Here is a 19,708-nt window from a genome sequence, read left to right as displayed (position 1 = left end):
TGCGGGCTACAGCTCGATGAGCATGCGGGTGTTGCCGAGGGTGTTGGGCTTCACGCGGGCGAGGTCCAGGAACTCGGCGACGCCGTCGTCGTGCGAGCGCAGCAGCTCGGCGTAGACGTCGGGCGTGACGGGCGTCCCCTCGATCTCGTGGAAGCCGTGCCCGACGAAGAAGTCGACCTCGAACGTCAGGCAGAACAGCCGCCCGAGCCCCAACGACCGCGCCCGCGCCATCAAGCCGTCCAGCAGCGCGTGTCCCACCCGCTTGCCGCGCACGGACGCGTCGACGGCGAGCGTGCGGATCTCGGCCAGGTCGTCCCACATGACGTGCAGCGCGCCGCAGCCGACGACGACGCCGTCGACCTCCGCGACCAGGAACTCCTGCACGGCCTCGTAGTACCCGACCCATTCCTTGGCCAGGAGGATGCGGCGGTCGGCGTACGGCTCCACCAGCGAGCGGATGGCCCGCACGTCGGCGGGCAGCGCGGGACGGATCAGGACGTCGGCTGAGCTCACGGACCCACGCTAGCGGCGCGGCCCGCGACGTCAGTACACGTCACGCGCGTACCGACCCTCCGACGACAGACGACGGACGTATGCCCCGGCCTCCTCGGGCGTCAGCCGACCGTGCGCCACGGCGATCTCGCGCAGCGCCGCGTCCACGTCCCGCGCCATCCGGCTCGCGTCGCCGCACACGTAGAAGTGCGCGCCGTCCTGCAGCCAGTCCCACACCTGGGCACCGTGCTCGACCATCCGGTGCTGCACGTAGACCTTCTCGCGGCGGTCCCGCGAGAACGCGGTGTCGAGCCGGGTCAGGGTGCCGTGCCGGTGCAGGTCGGTGAGCTCGGAGCGATAGAAGTGGTCGGTGGCCTCGCGCTGCTCGCCGAACAGCAGCCAGTTGCGCCCCTCGTGGCCCAGCACCCGACGATGGTCGAGGAAGCCGACGAACGGCGCCACCCCCGTCCCCGGGCCGACCATGATGGCCGGCACGTCCGACGCCGCCGGGGGCCGGAAGTGCCGCGAGCGCTGCACGAACGCGGGCACCTGCGTCCCCGGCTCGGCGGCGGCCAGGTGCCCGGAGGCGACACCGGACCGCGCGATCCCCGTCGGGCCGTTGTAGCGCACCACCGAGACGGTGACGCTCACCTCGCAGGGGTCGACGAGCGGGCTCGACGAGATCGAGTACAGCCGCGGCTGGAGCGGCCGCAGCGTGTCGGCCCACTCCTGCGCGGACAGGCGCAGCGGCAGCCCGGCCAGCACGTCGGGGAGCTGCCGGCCCCACTGCCAGGCCTCGAGCGCGTGCCGGTTGCCGGGTCGTAGCAGGGCCTTGAGCGCGCGGTCGTCGGTGCGCTCGAGGGCCAGCTCCAGCAGGTCGTTGCCGATGCGCGTGATGTCGAGGTGGGAGGCGAGCGCCTGCGCGAAGGGCATGGTGCGCGACCCGACGAGCACCTCCTCGTCGCCGGACAGCCCGCTGACGCCCAACCACTCGGCGACGAGATGCGGGGCGTTGGTGGGCCAGACCCCCAGCGCGTCGCCCGGTTCGTAGGCGAGCCGGGCGTCGACCTCGAACGTGAAGCGGCGCACCTCCTTGGCCGACCCCGGCGCCGACAGCAGCCGGTTCCCGACGAGCGTCGCGGGCTGGGGCCGGGCACGGGTCGCGCCGGTCGCTGCCGTCGCCGCCAGGGAGCCGCTCTTGGGACGGGTGTCACCATCTGAGTCGGATCGGTCGTCCCTCTCGTCCACTTCTGTCACAGGTGCGGCTGGTTGGTGATCGGCGGACACCTGGGGCGCGAGCGCGGCTGCGAGCGCGTCGAGCCACGCCGCAGCCGGTTCCTCGAAGTCGGGCTCGCAGTCCTGGCGGGCCAGCAGGCGCGTCGCCCCCAGCTCCGCGAGCCGCTCATCGACGCGGCGGCCGAACCCGCAGAAGTCCGCGTAGCTCGAGTCGCCGAGCGCGATGACGGCGAAGCGCAGGCCATCGGACACCCGCACGGCGTCCGCCTGCAGTGCCGCCCAGAACTCGGTGCCGTTGTCGGGTGAGTCGCCGTCGCCGAACGTGCTGGTCACGACCACCAGGTCCGCGCCGCCGGTCAGCGCGCCCACGCCCGCGGCGTCGAGCTCCGCGACGGTCACCGGGTGCGTCGCGCCCAGCAGCGCACCGGCCTGCTCGGCGACCTGCTCCGCGTTCCCGGTCTGCGACGCCCACAGCACGACGACGGGCCGGGTGGACTCCTCGACCGCCGCACCGACCCCCGGCACGTCCGAGGGGTGCGACGACGTGGACGCCGGCACCGCGCCCGGTGCAGGAGACGCTCCGCCCCCGACGCGGGCGAACACGCCCGCGAGCATCCCGTCCACCCACATCCCGGTGACCCGGTCGAACGGCGCCCGCTCGGGCAGGAACGGCACACCCGCACCGGGGGACGTGGCGATCCCCGCCAGCATGCCCGCGAGGTACGCCTGCTGGGGCGCGTCGAGGGTGGGTGGTGCGAGCCCCGAGACCCCGAACGCGCGCGCCAGCAGCGTCACGGCCTCGAGCCGGTCGGCGCCCGGGGCCGTCTGGCCTTCCGCTCCGCCACCCGCCCCGCCCAGGTCCCCCACCTCGGCGAGGTCCGCGGAGAGCGACGTCGCCGATGAGGTCCCGGCGCCGCTCGGCTCCGCAGTGTCCGCCGGCCCGCCGACCCGGGTCAGCGCGACGGCGCACACCTTGAGCTCGGGTTGGAAGGAGATCGGGTCGACGGCGTCGCTGGTCACGGCGTTGACGGCCAGGTCGTCGCCGAAGACGTCGGCCCAGTGGAAGGGCGCGAACGCGCACCCGGGCTGCACGCGCTCGGTGACGACCGCGGGCAGAACGGCCCGCCCGCGGCGCGAGGCGATCTCCACCCGGTCCCCCTCGGCGATCCCCAGGGTGTCGGCGTCCGACGGGTGCACCTCGACGAACGGCCCGGGCGCCAGCTTGTTGAGCTTGGCGACCTTGCCCGTCTTGGTGAGCGTGTGCCACTGGTGCTGGACGCGCCCGGTCGAGAGCACCAGCGGGAAGTCGTCGTCGGGCAGCTCGGCCGCGGGAAGGTGCGGACGCGCCAGGAACTGCGCGCGGCCGGACGGGGTCGGGAACGCGAGGCGCGGCTGGCGGCCGGCGTCGTCGACGAGCAGCGCCTGGCTGACGCCGTCGTTGAGGTACCGGATCGGGTTGCGGTCACCGGCGCCCGGCGGGCACGGCCACTGCGCGGGTCCGGCCCGCAGCCGGTCGTGGTCGACACCGCGCAGGTCCCAGCCGGTGACGGGGTTCCAGGCGGACCGCAGCTCGTCGAACACCTCCTGCGCGGAGGCGTACGTGAAAGCATCTGCGAACCCCAGCGCGCACGCGACCTGCGCGATCAGCCGCCAGTCGGGGGTCGCGGAGCCGGGTGCGTCGAGCACGCCCGGCACCAGGGTCAGGTTGCGTTCGGAGTTGATCATGACGCCGTCGGACTCCGCCCACAGGGTCGCGGGCAGCACGACGTCCGCGTACGCGTTGGTCTCGGTGACCTCGTAGACGTCCTGGGTCACGACGAGCTCGGCGGCCTGCAGCGCCCGCACGACGGTCGACCGGTTCCCGACGGACGCGACGGGGTTGGTGCAGATGATCCACGCGGCCTTGATCTGCCCGCCGGCCATCCGCTCGAACATGTCCACGGTCCCGGCGCCGGACTCGGTCCGCAACGTGCCGGCGGGCAGCCTCCACAGCTCCTCGACGAACGTCCGGTCCCGCTCGACGAGCACCGACCGCTGCCCCGGCAGCCCCGGCCCCATGTAGCCCATCTCCCGCCCGCCCATGGCGTTGGGCTGGCCGGTCAGGGAGAACGGCCCGGCGCCGGGCCGGCAGATCGCACCCGTCGCGAGGTGCAGGTTGACCAGGGCGTTCGTGTTCCACGTCCCGTGCACGGACTGGTTGAGGCCCATGGTCCAGCAGCTCGTCCACGCGCCGGCCTCGCCGATCCAGCGGGCGGCGGTGCGCAGGTCGTCGGCCGCGACGCCCGTGATGGCGGCGACGACGTCCGGCGGGTAGTCGGCCAGGAACGGGAGCATCGCGTCCCAGCCATCGGTGTGCTGCTCGACGAACTCCTGGTCCACCCAGCCGCCCTCGACCAGCAGGTGCAGCAGCCCGTTGAGCAGGGCCAGGTCGGTGCCGGGCCGCAGCTGCAGGAAGAGGTCCGCCTTGTCCGCGGTGGCGGTGCGGCGAGGGTCGACGACGATCAGCCGGGCGCCGGCCTTGACGCGGTCCATCATCCGCAGGAACAGGATGGGGTGGCAGTCGGCCATGTTGGCGCCGGTGACGAGGAAGACGTCGGCGTGGTCGAGGTCGTCGTACGACCCCGGCGGCCCGTCAGCCCCCAGCGAGAGCTTGTAGCCCGACCCCGCGCTGGCCATGCACAGCCGCGAGTTGGACTCGATGAACTGGGTGCGCAGGAACCCCTTGGCCAGCTTGTTGGCCAGGTACTGCGCCTCGATCGACATCTGCCCGGACACGTACAGCGCGACGGCGTCCGGCCCGTGCTCGTCGACGATCGCGCGCAGCCGGGCGGCGACGTCGGCGACGGCCTCGTCGACCGGCACGGCGACGGGGTCCGCACCCCGCTCGGGCCGCACGAGCGCTGTCGTCAGGCGTCCGGGCGCCGCGAGCAGGTCGGCGTGCGTCGCGCCCTTGGTGCACAGGCGCCCCGCGTTGGCGGGGTGCGCCTTGTCGCCGGTGACCTTCAGGGCCCGACGACGACCGTCCGGCCCGACGGCCACGTCGATGACCACCCCGCACCCGACACCGCAGTACGAGCACACGGAGCGGGCCGACGTCCCCACGTGCCCTCCCAGGTCCCGGTCGGTCGAGGCCGACGACGACAAGGCCGCGCACCCACGCTGCCGAGCACGACGCTACGAAGCGGGTGTTGCACCGCCGTTCCTCACGCGGGCCGCCGCCGTAACGAAGTCCGCACACCGCGGCGCCGCGGTCCGTGAGAGCACAGGTGCCCGACGACGCGCGGGAGCGCCCGCCACACACGGCGACGGGCGCTCCGCGAGAACGAGCTGCGACCCCTCAGGCGACCGGGGCAGCCACCTCGACGCTCTCGCTCTCGGGCTCCGCCGCGGCGTCCGCGGGGACGTCGGTGTCGGTGATGACCCACGCCTCCTCGGAGACGGTCCGCGGGCGCACCGCGGCGACGACGAGGTAGGCGAGCAGCGACGCGGCCAGCCCGTAGAACGTGGGCCACCCGTCGAACGAGGCGTGGACCCAGTCGTTGCTCACGTACGCCAGGTCGTTGGGCACGCCGTAGATCGTCGGCGTGAGGACGAACAGGCCGGCCCGGACGACGAACCCGACACCCATCGCCGCCCACGCCGCGGCCGTGCCGCCGCGCTTCCAGAACAGCCCCAGGATGAACGGCACGAGCAGGCACGCGAGCATGAGGTCGAACGCGAGCGTGAGCAGGATGCCGGTCTGGGCGACCTTGAGCGCGATCGCGATGCCGACGCCGACGATCGGGAACATGGCGACGCGGGTCCAGCGCAGCAGCGGGTCCTTGACGCCGGGCTCGTCGACGATGCGACGGACGCCGAAGATGTTGCGGACGGCGACGGCGCTCGTCGCCAGGATCGCGCCGGACGCGGTGGAGAACGACGCGGCGACGATGCCGGACAGCACCAGGATCGCCAGGCCCGGGGGCGCGTAGTCGTCGAGCAGGGTGAACAGCACGGGACCGTCGTCGGCCGACAGCCCCAGCACCGAGGCGGCGGTGAGCGCGACCATCGCGTACGCGACGCCGATCGCGAACGTGCCCGCAGCGCCGGTGAAGCACGCGCGCCGCGCGATGGTCGGGTTCTTCGCGGCGAAGATCCGCTGCATGAAGTCGATGGCGACGATGTCGCCGATGCCGAGCGCGACCAGCGTCGCCCAGTTGATCGGCGCACCGGCCGACGTCGACGTGAGCTGCTCGGTGTCGAAGGGGCCCATGCCGGGCTCGATGTGGAAGCCGTACGTCGCGCCCACCCACCACAGCAGCCCGACCGTCGCGCAGCCGGTGATCGTGATCTGCACCGCGGCGGTGTACGCGTCGGAGAACATGCCGCCCGCGATCGTGTAGACGAGGACGAGCACGACGGCGATCACGACGCCTGACCAGTACGGGATGCCGATGAACTTCTCGAGCAGGAACCCGCAGGCCACGAGGTTGCCGGCCATGAGGATGGCGAACGCGAAGATCATGAAGACGGACGCCGTGATCTCGACGCCGCGGCTGTAGCGCGCGCGGTAGAAGTCGGCGAGCGTGAACAGCTTGAGCCGGTTCATGGGCTTGGCCAGGAACAGGCCGGTGAGGAACAGGCAGACGGCCAGGCCGATCGCGAGCGAGGCGCCGGACCAGAACCCGAACGCCGACGAGAGGTCGGTGTTCCCGACCGTCGCGTTGGAGTCGACGGCCGACGCCATCAGGGTCGCGGCGACGAGCGGCACGCCCAGTCGGCGGCCGGCGACGAGGTAGTTGGCGCTGTCGCCGTCGATCTTGCGGGCGACGATGATGCCGACGAGGACGACGGCGAGGACGGACAGTCCTACTCCGGCGATGATCATGTGGGCTCCGGGAGGTTGGCCCGCGGGGCTTCGGGCGCGTGGTCGACAGGTCGAGGTCGGTGCGCCGGGGAGTTTCTGTCACCCGACAGGATCATTGACCTCTCACGCTGTGTCGCCCGCGCGGCAGTCACGAAACGGCTGTGTTAAATCCGAGCCCGCTGCTCTCGCGCACCCGGGGGCACGCGCGAGCAGGCGCGCGTAGGACCGCCCGACGAGGGCTCCGCGGAGCGGCTACGGCAGACGGGCGGCCGCGACCTGCGCGGGCGTGCAGCCGACGAGGCGCAGCACGCCGTCGGCCACGGCATCGGCGACGCCCTCGAGGTCGACGTCGGGCTCGTCGCGGCGGCGCAGGATGACGGACTCGACGAGACCGAAGACCAGCGGTCCCGGCCCGGGCGCCGCGGAGCGCTCGCCCGTCACGGCCTCCTCGGCCTGAGCCGCGAGGTCGGCGTACCGCGCCCGGAGCTGGTCGCGCAGGGCGTGGAACGCGACGAACTGCTCGCCCGCGACCTCGGGCAGCACGTAGAGCGCCCCCAGGTTGAGCTCACCACCCAGCAGCAGCTGCACGTCCGCGCGGGCCAGCGTCCACAGCCGTCGCGCGGGGTCCTCGGTCGATTCCGCGAGCGCGTCGGCGAGCTCCACGGACGGCCGCACGGTGCCGAGCAGGAGCTCGAGGAGCAGCGCGTCCTTGCCGGCGAAGTGGTGGTACATCGTCGCCTGGCGGACCCCGGCGCGCTCGGCGATCGCGCGCGTGCTGGTCGCGGTGAAGCCGACGGTGCAGAACAGCGCCGCTGCGGCGGCCAGCACGTCCTGGCGGGTGTCGCGATCACCGCTCGGGTCGCCGCTCGCTCGCGGTCGTCCGGGTCTGCGTGCCATGGCCTGCCGAACGTACCACCGCGGGCCGAACGCCGGCCGGACCTCCCCGCAGCGCCGCCCGCGACGTCCGCGGTGGATGCGTAACACGGTGTTTACCCCCCAGAGACCGCCACGAAAGGCCCGCTGCGCATCCTATTTCTGTCAGACGACAGAAATGAGACGACGATGAGCGACCGACCCGACGGAGCCCGGTGATGGGGACCGCGACGACCACCGGAGCACGCGAGCACGCCCGCACCCAGGAGGCTGCCGCCGACGTGGCCACCATGCCGACGCGCCCCGCCGCGGCCAGCGCGATCGCCCGCCCCGACGGCGTCCTCGCCGCCGACCTCGTCCACGCGGAGGTCGTCGCCGGCGGCGGCTACACGCACCTGGCCGTGGCCCGTGGGACGCACGTCCGTCTGACCGACCTCACGGGCGACGCGTGCGCGCACGTGCTCGCCTACCGCAGCGACCGCCCGTTCGAGCGGCTCAACGTCGCCGACACCGTCAAGGTGCAGTGGCAGGCGTACCTCACCGCCGGCCACCTGTTGCTGTCCGACCAGGGCCGCGTGCTCGCGTCGATCGTCGCCGACACGTCGGGCCACCAGGACGCGCTGTTCGGCACCACCACCCGCGCGCGCAACGAGCAGCGCTACGGCGACGGCAGCGCGCAGGGCCCGTCGCCCGCGGGCCGCGAGCTGCTGGCCCTCGGCGCCGCCAAGCACGGCCTGGCCCGGCGGGACCTGCCGCCGAGCATCTCCTTCTTCCAGGGCGTGCGGGTGGACGACGAGGGACGACCGACGTTCCTCGGCTCGGCCGGAGCGGGCGCGGCGGTCACGTTCCGGGCCGAGGTGCCGCTCCTGCTGCTCGTCGCCAACACCGCGCACCCCCTGGACCCGCGGCCCGCGTTCACGGTCGGGGACCTCGAGGTGCTCGCATGGCGCGGAGCGCCGACGGACCCCAAGGACCCGTTGTGGACCGCCACACCCGAGGGTCGTCGGGCCTTCACCAACACGCTCGCCGACCTCACCGCACGGGGGATCGCATGACCACCACCGCACCCACCAGCCAGCTCCCCGCGGGGACCGTCGTCCGTGACGACGTCGTCGCGGCGCGGGCGCCGTGGTCGGCCGTCGTCGCCGCGGGCGACCTGCTGACGATCGTCGACCTGCAGGGCAACCAGGCCGTCGACTTCCTCGTCTTCGACGCGCACGACACCGACCTGCGCTACAGCGCGCCCGACACCATCCAGGCGCAGGACTCGATCTTCCTGACCACCGGCTCGGTGCTGCGGGACTGCGAGCACGGGCCGCTCATGACGGTGGTCGCCGACGACTGCGGCCGGCACGACACGCTCGGCGGTGCGTGCTCCAAGGAGTCGAACACCCTGCGGTACGGGATGCACACGTGGAGCCAGCACGCGTGCGCGGAGAACTTCCTGGCCGAGGCCGGCCGGTACGGGCTGGGCAAGCGCGACCTGGTCAGCAACATCAACTGGTACATGAACGTCCCCGTCGACGCGGACGGCGCGCTGGGGATCGTCGACGGCATCTCGGCGCCCGGCCTGTCGCTCACGCTGCGCGCCGAGCGCGACGTGCTCGTCGTCGTCTCCAACTGCCCGCAGATCAACAACCCGTGCAACGGCTTCGACCCGACGCCCGTCCGCATGATCGTCACCCGACCCGAGGACGCCCGATGACCTTCGACACGCTGCTCGTCGCCAACCGTGGCGAGATCGCCGTCCGGATCCTGCGCACCGCGCGCGAGCTGGGGCTGCGGACGGTCGCCGTCTACTCCGACGCCGACGCCGGCACCCCGCACGTGCACCTCGCGGACACCGCCGTGCGGATCGGACCGGCCCCCGCGGCCGAGTCCTACCTGCGCGCGGACGCCATCCTCGAGGCCGCGCTGGCCACCGGCGCGGGCGCGATCCACCCCGGCTACGGGTTCCTCTCGGAGAATGCCGGGTTCGCGCGCGCGGCCGAGGCAGCCGGGATCGTCTTCGTCGGCCCGACGCCCGCACAGCTCGAGCTGTTCGGCTCCAAGCACACCGCGCGCGACGCCGCCCGGGCCGTGGGCATGCCCATGCTCGCCGGGACCGGCCTGCTCGACTCGCTCGACCACGCGCTCGCCGAGGCCGACGCGATCGGCTACCCCGTCATGCTCAAGGCCACGGCCGGCGGCGGCGGGATCGGGATGCGCGCGTGCCACTCGCCCGCCGAGCTCACGGACGCGTGGGAGGCGGTCCGACGCACCGCCGGGGCCGCGTTCGGCAGCGCCGGCGTGTTCCTGGAGCGCCTCATCACCGCGGCCCGGCACGTCGAGGTGCAGGTGTTCGGCGACGGGCACGGCCGGGTCGTCACGCTCGGCGACCGCGACTGCTCGCTGCAGCGCCGGCACCAGAAGGTGGTCGAGGAGGCACCGGCCCCCGCGCTGCCCGACGACGTCCGCGCCCAGATCGCCGACGCCGCGCGCGACCTGGCCGCGTCCGTCGACTACCGCTCTGCGGGCACGGTCGAGTACGTCTACGACGCCGAGCGCCAGGAGGCCGCGTTCCTCGAGGTCAACACGCGCCTCCAGGTCGAGCACCCCGTCACGGAGTCCATCTACGGCGTCGACCTCGTCGCCTGGATGCTGCGGCTCGCACAGGGCGAGCGCGAGGTGCTCGACACCCCGCTCGTCGCGCGCGGCGCGGCCGTCGAGGTCCGCGTCTACGCCGAGAACCCCGACCGCGACCACCTGCCGTCCGCCGGCACCGTCACGGCGTTCGAGCCGCCCGTCGGCGCCCGCGTCGACACGTGGGTCGAGCCGGGCCTCGAGGTCTCGACGCACTACGACCCCATGCTCGCCAAGGTCGTCACGACGGGCGACGACCGCGACGCCGCCTGGGCGGCGCTGTCCGACGCGCTCGCGACGACCCGCCTGTCCGGCGTCGCCACGAACCTCGGTCTGCTGCGTGCGATCACGGGCCTGGACGACGTGGCCGCCGCGTGCCACCACACGGGCACGCTGGCCGACGTCCGCGACGCCGACCCGCGCGTCGAGGTGCTGCGCCCCGGCATGCTGACCACCGTGCAGGACTGGCCCGGCCGCACGGGACTGTGGCACGTCGGCATCCCGCCGTCGGGCCCCATGGACGACCTGTCCTTCCGCCTGGGCAACCGTGCGCTCGGCAACCCCGAGGGCGCCGCCGGCCTCGAGTGCACGATGCTCGGCCCGCAGCTGCGCTTCCGCACGGCCGCGACGGTGCTGGTGGCGGGCGCGCCCGCGCCGGTCACGCTCGACGGCGCGCCCGTCGCTCAGTGGGAACCGGTCGACGTGCCGGCGGGCTCGGTCCTGGACGTCGGCTCCCCGACGGCCGGGATGCGCACGTACGTGCTGGTGCGCGGCGGCCTCGACGTGCCCGCGGTCTTGGGCTCGGCCGCGACGTTCGACCTGGGCCGGATCGGCGGCGTCACGGGCAGCCCGCTGCGGCTGGGCGACGTGGTCCCGCTGGGCACGGCCGCCGACGACGCGCCCGCACCTGCTCCCGTCGCGCCCGCGGACCGCCCGGAGATCACCGACACCTGGCGCATCGGCGCCCTCGAGGGTCCGCACGCCGCCCCGGAGTTCTTCACGCCCGACGACGTCGAGGAGTTCTACGCCGCCACGTGGGCGGTCCACTTCAACTCGGCGCGTACGGGCGTGCGGCTCGTCGGCCCGCGCCCGCGCTGGGCCCGGCCCGACGGCGGCGAGGCCGGCCTGCACCCGTCGAACATCCACGACACCCCGTACGCCGTCGGCGCGGTCGACTACACGGGCGACCTGCCCATCCTGCTCGGCCCCGACGGACCGAGCCTGGGCGGCTTCACGTGCCCGGCCACCGTCGCGCTGGGCCAGGTGTGGAAGCTCGGCCAGCTCCGCCCCGGCGACAGCGTGCGGTTCGTGCCGGTCGACGAGGCCCAGGCGGCCCGGCTGCGCACCCGCCCGCAACTGCTCCCCGCGCCCAGCCGCGCGGCCCACACCGACGGCGGCGTCCTGGCCCGCCGCGAGGCGCAGGCCGACGGCACCCAGGTCACCTACCGCCGCAGCGGCGACGACAACCTGCTGGTCGAGTACGGCGCCATGACCCTGGACCTGGCGTCGCGGATGCGCGTGCACGCCCTGGCCCAGGCGGTCCAGGAGCGCGTCGACGCCGGGGAGCTGCGCGGAGTCGTCGACCTGACGCCCGGCATCCGCTCGCTGCAGCTCCACGTTGACCCGGACACCCTGCCGCTGCGCACGGCGTTCGACCTGGTTCGCGAGATGGAGGACGAGCTCCCCGCCACCTCCGACCTGGTGGTCCCCAGCCGCACGGTCCACCTGCCGCTCTCCTGGGACGACCCCGCGACGCGCGAGGCGATCGAGCGCTACATGGCCGGCGTGCGCGACGACGCCCCGTGGTGCCCGTGGAACATCGAGTTCATCCGCCGCATCAACGGCCTCGACTCGGTCGACGACGTCTACCGCACGGTCTTCGACGCGAGCTACCTGGTCATGGGCCTGGGCGACGTCTACCTGGGCGCGCCCGTCGCGACCCCGCTCGACCCGCGCCACCGCCTGGTCACCACCAAGTACAACCCCGCCCGCACGTGGACGCCGCAGAACGCGGTCGGCATCGGCGGCGCGTACCTGTGCATCTACGGCATGGAGGGACCGGGCGGCTACCAGTTCGTCGGCCGGACCATCCAGGTGTGGGACACCCACGCTCGCCGACGCCCGTTCGAGCCGGGCACGCCGTGGCTGCTGCGCTTCTTCGACGTCATCCGCTGGTACCCGGTCGGCGCCGACGAGCTGCTCGACCTGCGCGCCGACATGGCCGCCGGCCGGCACGAGGTGCAGATCGACCCGGGCACGTTCTCGCTCGCCGAGCACGAGCGCTTCCTGGCCGACAACGCCGATGACATCGCCCGCTTCCAGGCCACGCAGGCGGTCGCGTTCGCGCAGGAGCGGTCCGACTGGGAGGCCGCGGGCGAGTTCGACCGCCAGCCCGAGCCGGAGCCCGCGCTCGGCTCGGCCCCGGCCACCGACGTGCCCGACGGCTGCGAGGGCGTCTCGGCACCGTTCGTCGCAACCGTCTTCCGGGTGGACGTCCAGCCCGGCGACCGCGTCGACGAGGGCCAGACCCTCCTGGCGCTCGAGGCCATGAAGATGGAGGCCCCCGTCGCGTCGCCCGTCGCCGGCGTCGTCGTCGAGGTGACCGTCACACCCGGCGACCAGGTGGGCGCCGGCCAGGTCCTGGTGATCGTCGACCCCGGCACCGACGTCCCCGACCCGGACCTCACGCCCGTCGGAGCCGCGACCGCACGCTGACGCGGCACCGGCACGCGCGCGGCTTCAGGCCGCGCGCGGGCCCTGCGAGCCGAGCAACGCGGTTGCGGTGATCTCGTCGACCACCAGGTCCGTGACCACGCCGGCGCGCAACGCGGCCAGCAGCGGGACGACCTTGTTGTCGCCGGCGACGACGCACAGCCGGCGCGGCACGTGCTGGAGCTGCTCGGGGTCCGGGCCGGTGGCCCGGTCGTTGAGGGCGACGTCCTTCCAGGAGCCGTCGCCGCGCAGGAAGACGGTGCACACGTCGCCGACGACGTCCTCGCGGTGCAGCAGGTCGACGTCGGCGTCGTCGAGGTACCCGGCGGAGTACACGTGGGACGGGACAGCCCCCGCGACGGCGCCCACGGAGAACACGACGATGTCCGCACGCTCCTGCATGTCGAGCACGCGCCGCACCGACCGTTCGCGCCACATCGCGGCCTTGGTCTCGGGGTAGTCGAAGAACGCCGGGACCGAGAAATGGTGCACGGCGGCGTCGAAGGCTGCTCCGAACGTCGAGATCAGGTCGCTCGCGTACTCGACGCCGCTGGTCCGCATGTTCGCGGCGCCGTTGAGCTGGACGACGGACGCGCCGCGGGTCGGTTTGGGAACCAGGAACCGGGAGACGGCCGCGAGGGTGGTGCCCCAGGCGATGCCGAGGACCATGTCGGAGTCGAACCACGAGGACAGCAGCCGAGCCGCGGACATCGACACCTGGGTCTGGCGTTCCAGGTGCGTCGCGGAGTCCGGAACAGGGACGACGTACGCGTCGATGCCGTACGCGGCGGAGATGGAACGGCCCAGCCCGGGCGCTCGCGTGCTCGACGGACGCAGCGTGATCTCGACGAGGCCCTCGGCCCGCGCCTGCTTGAGCATGCGCGAAACGGTCGACCGCGACGTGCCCAGGTGCCGCGCGATGACCTCCATCTTGAGGTCCTGCAGGTAGTACATCGACGCCGCGCGCAGCTGGTCCTGCTCCCTGTCGAACTCCATGCCCTCCCCCTGCACGTTTGTGCGCACCGGTTGCGCGTTCGTTCCGACACCCAGACGATAGCCATCAGACGCGACATTCGCACCGCCACCGGAGGACGCCCAGATGAGGACCGCACCGCTCACCGCCCAGGCACGGACCGACGCACTGGCGGCCCTCAAGGCCAGTGCGTCCCGCGACGAGGAGCTGGACGTCCTGGTCATCGGTGGCGGGGTGACGGGCGCGGGCATCGCGCTCGACGCCGTCACGCGCGGGCTGAACACCGCAGTGATCGAGGCGCAGGACTGGGCATCGGGCACGTCGTCGCGCTCGTCGAAGCTGGTCCACGGCGGCCTGCGCTACCTGCAGATGCTCGACTTCCACCTGGTGCGCGAGGCCCTGACCGAGCGCGACCTGCTCATCAACCGGCTCGCCCCGCACCTGGTCAAGCCCGTCAGCTTCCTGTACCCGCTGGAGAACCGGGTCTGGGAGCGCGCGTACGTCGGCGCGGGCGTCGCGCTCTACGACACGCTGGCCTCCGTCAACGGCGGCAAGCGCGCGCTGCCCATCCACCGCCACCTGTCCCGCAAGGGCATGGAGCGCCTGTTCCCGGACCTTCGGCACGACGCGGCCATCGGGGCCGTCCGCTACTGGGACGCGAGCGTCGACGACGCGCGCCTGGTCGAGACCCTCGTCCGCACGGCCGTCAGCTACGGCGCGCACGCGGCCAGCCGCACGCAGGTGGTCGACCTGCACACGACGACGGGCGGCGCGGTGACCGGCGCGGAGCTCGTCGACCTGGAGACGGGCGAGCACTTCAACGTCCGCGCCCGGGCCGTCATCAACGCGACCGGCGTCTGGACGGAGGCGACCCAGTCCCTGGCCTGCGCCGAGGGCGGGCTGCGCGTGCTGGCCAGCAAGGGCGTCCACATCGTCGTCCCGCGCGAGCGCATCTCCGGCGACGTGGGGCTGATCCTGCAGACCGAGAAGTCCGTGCTGTTCATCATCCCGTGGTCCCGCTACTGGGTCATCGGCACCACGGACACCCCGTGGGAGCAGGAGCTCACGCACCCCGTCGCCACCAGCGCGGACATCGACTACGTGATCGAGCACGCCAACGCCGTGCTGTCGCGGCCCATCACGCGCGAGGACGTCATCGGCACCTGGGCGGGCCTGCGGCCGCTGCTGCAGCCCGGCACCAAGGAGGGAACCTCGTCGGCCAAGGTCTCCCGCGAGCACACGGTCGCGTCCCCGACGCCCGGCCTGACGGTCATCGCGGGCGGCAAGCTCACCACCTACCGCGTGATGGCCAAGGATGCGGTCGACTTCGCGATCGGCTCGCGCGCCACGTCGCTGCCGTCCATCACCCACGAGGTCCCGCTCGTCGGTGCCGAGGGGCTGCGGGTGTTCCAGCGCCAGGCCCGCGCCCTGGGCGCTCGCTACGGCTGGGACCGCAAGCGCATGGACCACCTGCTGCACCGGTACGGATCGCTGCTCGGCGAGATCGTCGACCTGTGCGACGCGACGCCGGACCTCGCCAAGCCCCTGGAGCACGCTCCCGCGTACATCGGCGCCGAGGTCGTCTACGCCGCGAGCCACGAGGGTGCGCTGCACCTCGACGACATCCTCATGCACCGCACCCGCCTCAACTACGAGCAGGCGGACAAGGGCGTCGGCGCGCTCGACGAGATCGCCGACCTGGTCGGGCCCGTCCTGGGCTGGGACGACGCGACGCGCGCGAAGGAGATCGAGGCGTACCGCGCACGTGCCGCCGCGGAGGAGGCGGCGGCCGCGGAGTCCGACGACGCGGGCGCGGAGGTGGCGCGCCTCGCGGCCGACGACCTCGCCCCCATGATCCCCGTCGGCGAGCGCGTCGGCGCCGGCACCAAGCCCGCCTCGCCCGCCGGGCGCGGAACCTCAGGCCCCGCCGGGACCTGACCAGACCCCCGCGCCCGGTGCGCGGGGTGCACGTGACACCGTCGTCCGTACAGAAGGGATACCTCAGTGAGCACACTGATGTCTCACGCGTTCGTCTCCGAGATCATGGGCACAGCGATGCTGATCCTGCTGGGAGCCGGAGTCGTCGCGAACGCGATCCTGCCGAAGACCAAGGGCTTCGGCGGCGGCTGGCTGATGATCAACTTCGGGTGGGGCCTCGCCGTGTTCGCGGGCGTGTACGTCGCCTTCAAGTCCGGCGCCCACCTCAACCCCGCCGTGACCATCGGCCTGTGGACGGCGGACCAGCCGTTCTACAGCGTGACCGGCCCGGACGGCATGGTCACGGCGAGCATCAACCCCACGTTCGGCAACGCCATGTGGTACATGCTCGCGCAGCTCATCGGTGCCTTCATCGGCGCCGTCCTGTGCTGGTTCGCCTACAAGAAGCACTTCGACGAGGAGGCCGAGCCCGGTGTGAAGCTGGGTGTCTTCTCCACCGGTCCGGAGCTGCGCTCCTACGCGTGGAACTTCATCACCGAGGTCATCGCGACCTTCGTGCTGGTGTTCGTCATCCTGTGCTTCGGCAAGAACCCGGCCCAGCTCGGCGCCCTCCCCGTGGCGCTCCTCGTGGTCGGCATCGGCGCCTCGCTCGGTGGCCCGACGGGATACGCGATCAACCCGGCGCGTGACCTCGGCCCCCGCATCGCGCACGCCGTCCTGCCCATCCCGGGCAAGGGCACCTCCGACTGGGCGTACTCGTGGGTGCCGGTCATCGGCCCCGCGGTCGGTGGTCTCCTCGCCGGCCTGCTCGCCACCGCGTACGTCTTCTGACCGACCCGAACCAGCACCGCAGATCGACCCGGACGAGCCGCGCCGCAGGGCAGCCGCGCGGCTCGTCCGGCTCCCAGCAGACCATCCACACGGAGGAAGCCACCATGGCTGACAGCAAGTACGTCATCGCGATCGACCAGGGCACCACCAGCAGCCGGGCGATCATCTTCGACCACGGCGGCCAGATCGTCGCGACCGGTCAGAAGGAGCACGAGCAGATCTTCCCGCGCGCGGGATGGGTGGAGCACGACGCCGCAGAGATCTGGGTCAACGTCCGCGAGGTCGTCGGCCTGGCCCTCACCAAGGCCAACCTGACGGGGCGCGACATCGTCGCGGTCGGGATCACCAACCAGCGCGAGACCGCGGTGGTCTGGAACCGCAAGACGGGCGACCCGGTCTACAACGCGATCGTCTGGCAGGACACGCGCACGCAGAAGATCGCCGACGAGCTGGGGGCGCTGGGCGGGGGCGCAGACCGCTACAAGGACAAGGTCGGCCTGCCCCTGGCCACCTACTTCTCGGGTCCCAAGGTCCGCTGGATCCTCGACAACGTCGACGGCGCCCGGGAGGCCGCCGAGGCCGGCGACCTGGCGTTCGGCAACACCGACTCGTGGGTGCTGTGGAACATGACGGGCGGGGTCGACGGGGGCATCCACGTCACCGACGTCACCAACGCGTCCCGCACCATGCTGATGAACCTCGACACGCTGACGTGGAACGAGGAGATCGCCGGTGAGATGGGCATCCCGCTGTCGATGCTCCCGGAGATCCGCTCGTCGTCCGAGGTCTACGGCACCGGCCGCGAGGGCGGCCTCCTGGCGGGCGTCCCGATCGCGGGCATCCTCGGCGACCAGCAGGCGGCCACGTTCGGCCAGGCCTGCTTCGAGGTCGGGCACGCCAAGAACACGTACGGCACCGGCAACTTCATGCTCCTCAACACGGGCACCGAGCCGATCCCGTCGAAGAACGGGCTCCTGACGACGGTCTGCTACAAGATCGGCGACCAGGACGCGGTCTACGCGCTCGAGGGCTCGATCGCCGTGTCAGGCTCGCTGGTGCAGTGGCTGCGCGACAACCTGGGCATCATCTCCTCGGCCCCGGAGATCGAGAAGCTCGCCGAGACGGTCGAGGACAACGGTGGCGCGTACTTCGTGCCGGCGTTCTCGGGGCTGTTCGCGCCGTACTGGCGCTCGGACGCGCGCGGCGCGCTCGTCGGGCTGACGCGGTACGTCAACAAGGGCCACATCGCGCGGGCCGCCCTGGAGGCCACGGCCTTCCAGACCCGCGAGGTCCTCGACGCCATGAACGCCGACTCCGGCGTCGACCTGTCCGAGCTCAAGGTGGACGGCGGCATGGTCGCCAACGACGCGCTCATGCAGTTCCAGGCCGACATCCTGGGCGTGCCCGTCATCCGGCCGAAGGTCGCCGAGACGACCGCGCTCGGCGCCGCCTACGCCGCGGGCATCGCGGTCGGGTTCTGGTCCGGCGAGCAGGACGTCATCGACAACTGGGCCGAGGACAAGCGCTGGGAGCCCTCCATGGAGGCCGACGAGCGCGACCGGCAGTACCGGCTGTGGAAGAAGGCCGTCACCAAGACCTTCGACTGGGTCGACGACGACGTGAGCTGACGCCCGAACGGCGGAGGGTCGGGATCGGCGGCTGCGGATGTCTCGCAGCCGCCGATCCCGTCTGCAGCATCTGTCTCGTCGTCCTAGGTGGGTGACCTATCCTGTGCCGCGCGAGCGGACAGGACGACGACGTCCGGGGCCTCGCCCGGTGCGGGACGATTCGCGCCGTCTCACACCTCGGAAGGCAAGGCAGCATGACCCGCAGGCGCACGATCGCCATCGCCGCGACGACGGTCGGTGCCGTCCTCGTCGTCGGCGTCACCGCCGGCTACTGGTACGAGCGGCCGATGCTGCTCACGGGCACCGGCTACGCCGCCCACAACGCGTGCGCGCTGCACACGATCGCGGGGCGCGACGACGCGGCCGACGACCTGCCACCCAACCCGCTGGTCCCCGTCCTGAGGACGAAGGTCACGGACGACGGCACCGCCGCGCAGTCCTCGATCCTGGGCGTGCTCGCCAAGCAGAAGGCGTGGGAGACGACCGGGTTCGGTTGCACGCTCGCCGACGAGCGGCCGACGACGCTGCCGACGCCGACCGCCGTGTCCGCGGACGCCAACCCGTACACGGCGCTGCCGGCGACCACCGGCTCGCCGGCCGTGGAGAAGGCGCTGGACCACGCGTTCGGCACGGACCTGTCCGACGACGCCCGCAAGGAGCTCGGCACGCGCGGTGTCGTCGTGCTCAAGGACGGCAAGCTGGTGGGCGAGCGGTACGCCGACGGCTTCGACCGGTCCACGCCGCAGCTCGGCTGGTCGATGACGAAGTCCGTCACCAACCTGATGGTCGGGCGGATGGTGCAGGAAGGACAGGTCAGCCTCGACGACGACCACCTGCGGCCGGAGTGGACGGACGACCGCGCGAACATCACGCTGCGCCAGCTCCTGCAGATGACCAGCGGGCTGAGCTGGGACGAGACCTACTCGCTGGGCACGCCCATCACGAAGATGCTCTACCTCGAGCCGGACATGGGTGCCTACGTCGCGTCACGTCCGCTCGCCCACGATCCGGGCTCTTACCTGCAGTACTCGAGCGGCAGCACGACGCTGGCGTGCGCGGTCGTGACGAAGGACCGCGGCCTCGCCGACGCGCCGCGGCGCGAGGTCTTCGCGCCGCTCGGCCTGTCGTCGGCCGTGCTCGAGGCCGACGCCGCCGGCACGCCGGTGTGCAGCTCCTACATGTGGGCCACGCCGCGCGACTGGGCGTCGGTGGGGCAGTTCGCGCTGCAGAACGGGTCGTGGGGCGGCCGGCAGCTGCTGCCCACCGACTGGATGGCGCAGTCGACCAAGGCCGTCGACACGACGGTGGAAGCCGGATCCGACGGGTACGCCACGGGCTGGTGGTCGAACGCGCGCCCCGACGGCTCGGTGGTGGAGCAGGGCATCCCCGCGGACGCGTACTTCGCCGAGGGGCACGACGGGCAGTGGGTGGCGGTCGTGCCGTCGGAGCAGCTCGTCGTCGCACGCCTGGGCTTCACCCCGGAGGCCGACGACGACCGTGTCGTCTCGTCGGTCGCGGCCCTGATCACCGCCTTGCACTGACCCGACCGAGCCCGGA

Annotated in this window: 12 protein-coding genes; 7 read left to right on the top strand and 5 right to left on the bottom strand. The window is 72.7% G+C overall.

The genetic code is table 11. The features are described 5' to 3' along the window. Positions 1–6 precede the first annotated feature (6 nt). The 4 genes from IC607_RS10095 to IC607_RS10080 form a co-directional block, all read right to left on the bottom strand. Positions 7–513: an amino-acid N-acetyltransferase gene (locus IC607_RS10095; protein ID WP_191787259.1), complete on the bottom strand. Its 507-nt coding sequence runs from the start codon at positions 511–513 to the stop codon at positions 7–9. A 30-nt stretch (positions 514–543) separates the two neighbouring features. Further along, positions 544–4,809 (bottom strand): molybdopterin-dependent oxidoreductase, encoded by a 4,266-nt coding sequence (locus IC607_RS10090; protein WP_370526203.1) that lies wholly within the window; start codon positions 4,807–4,809, stop codon positions 544–546. Between the two features lie 256 nt (positions 4,810–5,065). Then, on the bottom strand, positions 5,066–6,595 hold the full coding sequence (locus IC607_RS10085; RefSeq protein WP_191787258.1) for a sodium:solute symporter family protein: 1,530 nt from the start codon (positions 6,593–6,595) through the stop codon (positions 5,066–5,068). Between the two features lie 231 nt (positions 6,596–6,826). Next, the gene (locus IC607_RS10080; protein ID WP_191787257.1) at positions 6,827–7,471 is read right to left on the bottom strand and encodes a TetR/AcrR family transcriptional regulator; all 645 of its coding nucleotides are present in this window, start codon (positions 7,469–7,471) and stop codon (positions 6,827–6,829) included. 194 nt (positions 7,472–7,665) lie between these two features. Here IC607_RS10080 and IC607_RS10075 point away from each other — a divergent pair, with 194 nt between their 5' ends. The 3 genes from IC607_RS10075 to uca are packed head-to-tail and all read left to right on the top strand — an operon-like array spanning position 7,666 to position 12,784. Continuing rightward, complete coding sequence (locus IC607_RS10075) at positions 7,666–8,502, top strand: urea amidolyase associated protein UAAP1 (RefSeq protein ID WP_191787256.1); 837 nt, start codon at positions 7,666–7,668, stop codon at positions 8,500–8,502. Further along, positions 8,499–9,152 (top strand): urea amidolyase associated protein UAAP2, encoded by a 654-nt coding sequence (locus IC607_RS10070; RefSeq protein WP_191787255.1) that lies wholly within the window; start codon positions 8,499–8,501, stop codon positions 9,150–9,152. The genes IC607_RS10075 and IC607_RS10070 overlap by 4 nt, the downstream gene beginning before the upstream one ends. Beyond that, on the top strand, positions 9,149–12,784 hold the full coding sequence (uca, locus tag IC607_RS10065; RefSeq protein WP_191787254.1) for an urea carboxylase: 3,636 nt from the start codon (positions 9,149–9,151) through the stop codon (positions 12,782–12,784). Before IC607_RS10070 ends, uca begins: the two co-directional genes overlap by 4 nt. 24 nt (positions 12,785–12,808) lie before the next feature. On the opposite strand, the gene IC607_RS10060 is transcribed toward uca, so the two are convergent. After that, positions 12,809–13,777, bottom strand: a complete 969-nt coding sequence (locus IC607_RS10060; protein WP_191787253.1) for a sugar-binding transcriptional regulator — start codon at positions 13,775–13,777, stop codon at positions 12,809–12,811. 103 nt (positions 13,778–13,880) lie between these two features. Here IC607_RS10060 and IC607_RS10055 point away from each other — a divergent pair, with 103 nt between their 5' ends. The 4 genes from IC607_RS10055 (at position 13,881) to IC607_RS10040 (ending at position 19,692) form a co-directional block, all read left to right on the top strand. Next, positions 13,881–15,692, top strand: coding sequence for a glycerol-3-phosphate dehydrogenase/oxidase (locus tag IC607_RS10055; RefSeq protein ID WP_191787252.1), 1,812 nt, complete (start codon positions 13,881–13,883; stop codon positions 15,690–15,692). Positions 15,693–15,770: 78 nt separating this feature from the next. Further along, positions 15,771–16,523 carry an MIP/aquaporin family protein gene (locus IC607_RS10050; protein WP_191787745.1) on the top strand — a complete coding sequence of 251 codons (753 nt, stop codon included), beginning with the start codon at positions 15,771–15,773 and terminating at the stop codon, positions 16,521–16,523. 104 nt (positions 16,524–16,627) lie between these two features. Next, positions 16,628–18,151 carry a glycerol kinase GlpK gene (glpK, locus tag IC607_RS10045; RefSeq protein ID WP_191787251.1) on the top strand — a complete coding sequence of 508 codons (1,524 nt, stop codon included), beginning with the start codon at positions 16,628–16,630 and terminating at the stop codon, positions 18,149–18,151. Positions 18,152–18,345: 194 nt separating this feature from the next. Beyond that, positions 18,346–19,692 carry a serine hydrolase gene (locus IC607_RS10040; protein ID WP_191787250.1) on the top strand — a complete coding sequence of 449 codons (1,347 nt, stop codon included), beginning with the start codon at positions 18,346–18,348 and terminating at the stop codon, positions 19,690–19,692. Positions 19,693–19,708: the final 16 nt, after the last annotated feature.

Origin of the sequence: Cellulomonas sp. JH27-2 (genome assembly GCF_014837175.1) — a bacterium.
Lineage (GTDB): Bacteria > Actinomycetota > Actinomycetes > Actinomycetales > Cellulomonadaceae > Cellulomonas.
This window is presented reverse-complemented; position numbering and strand designations above follow the sequence as displayed.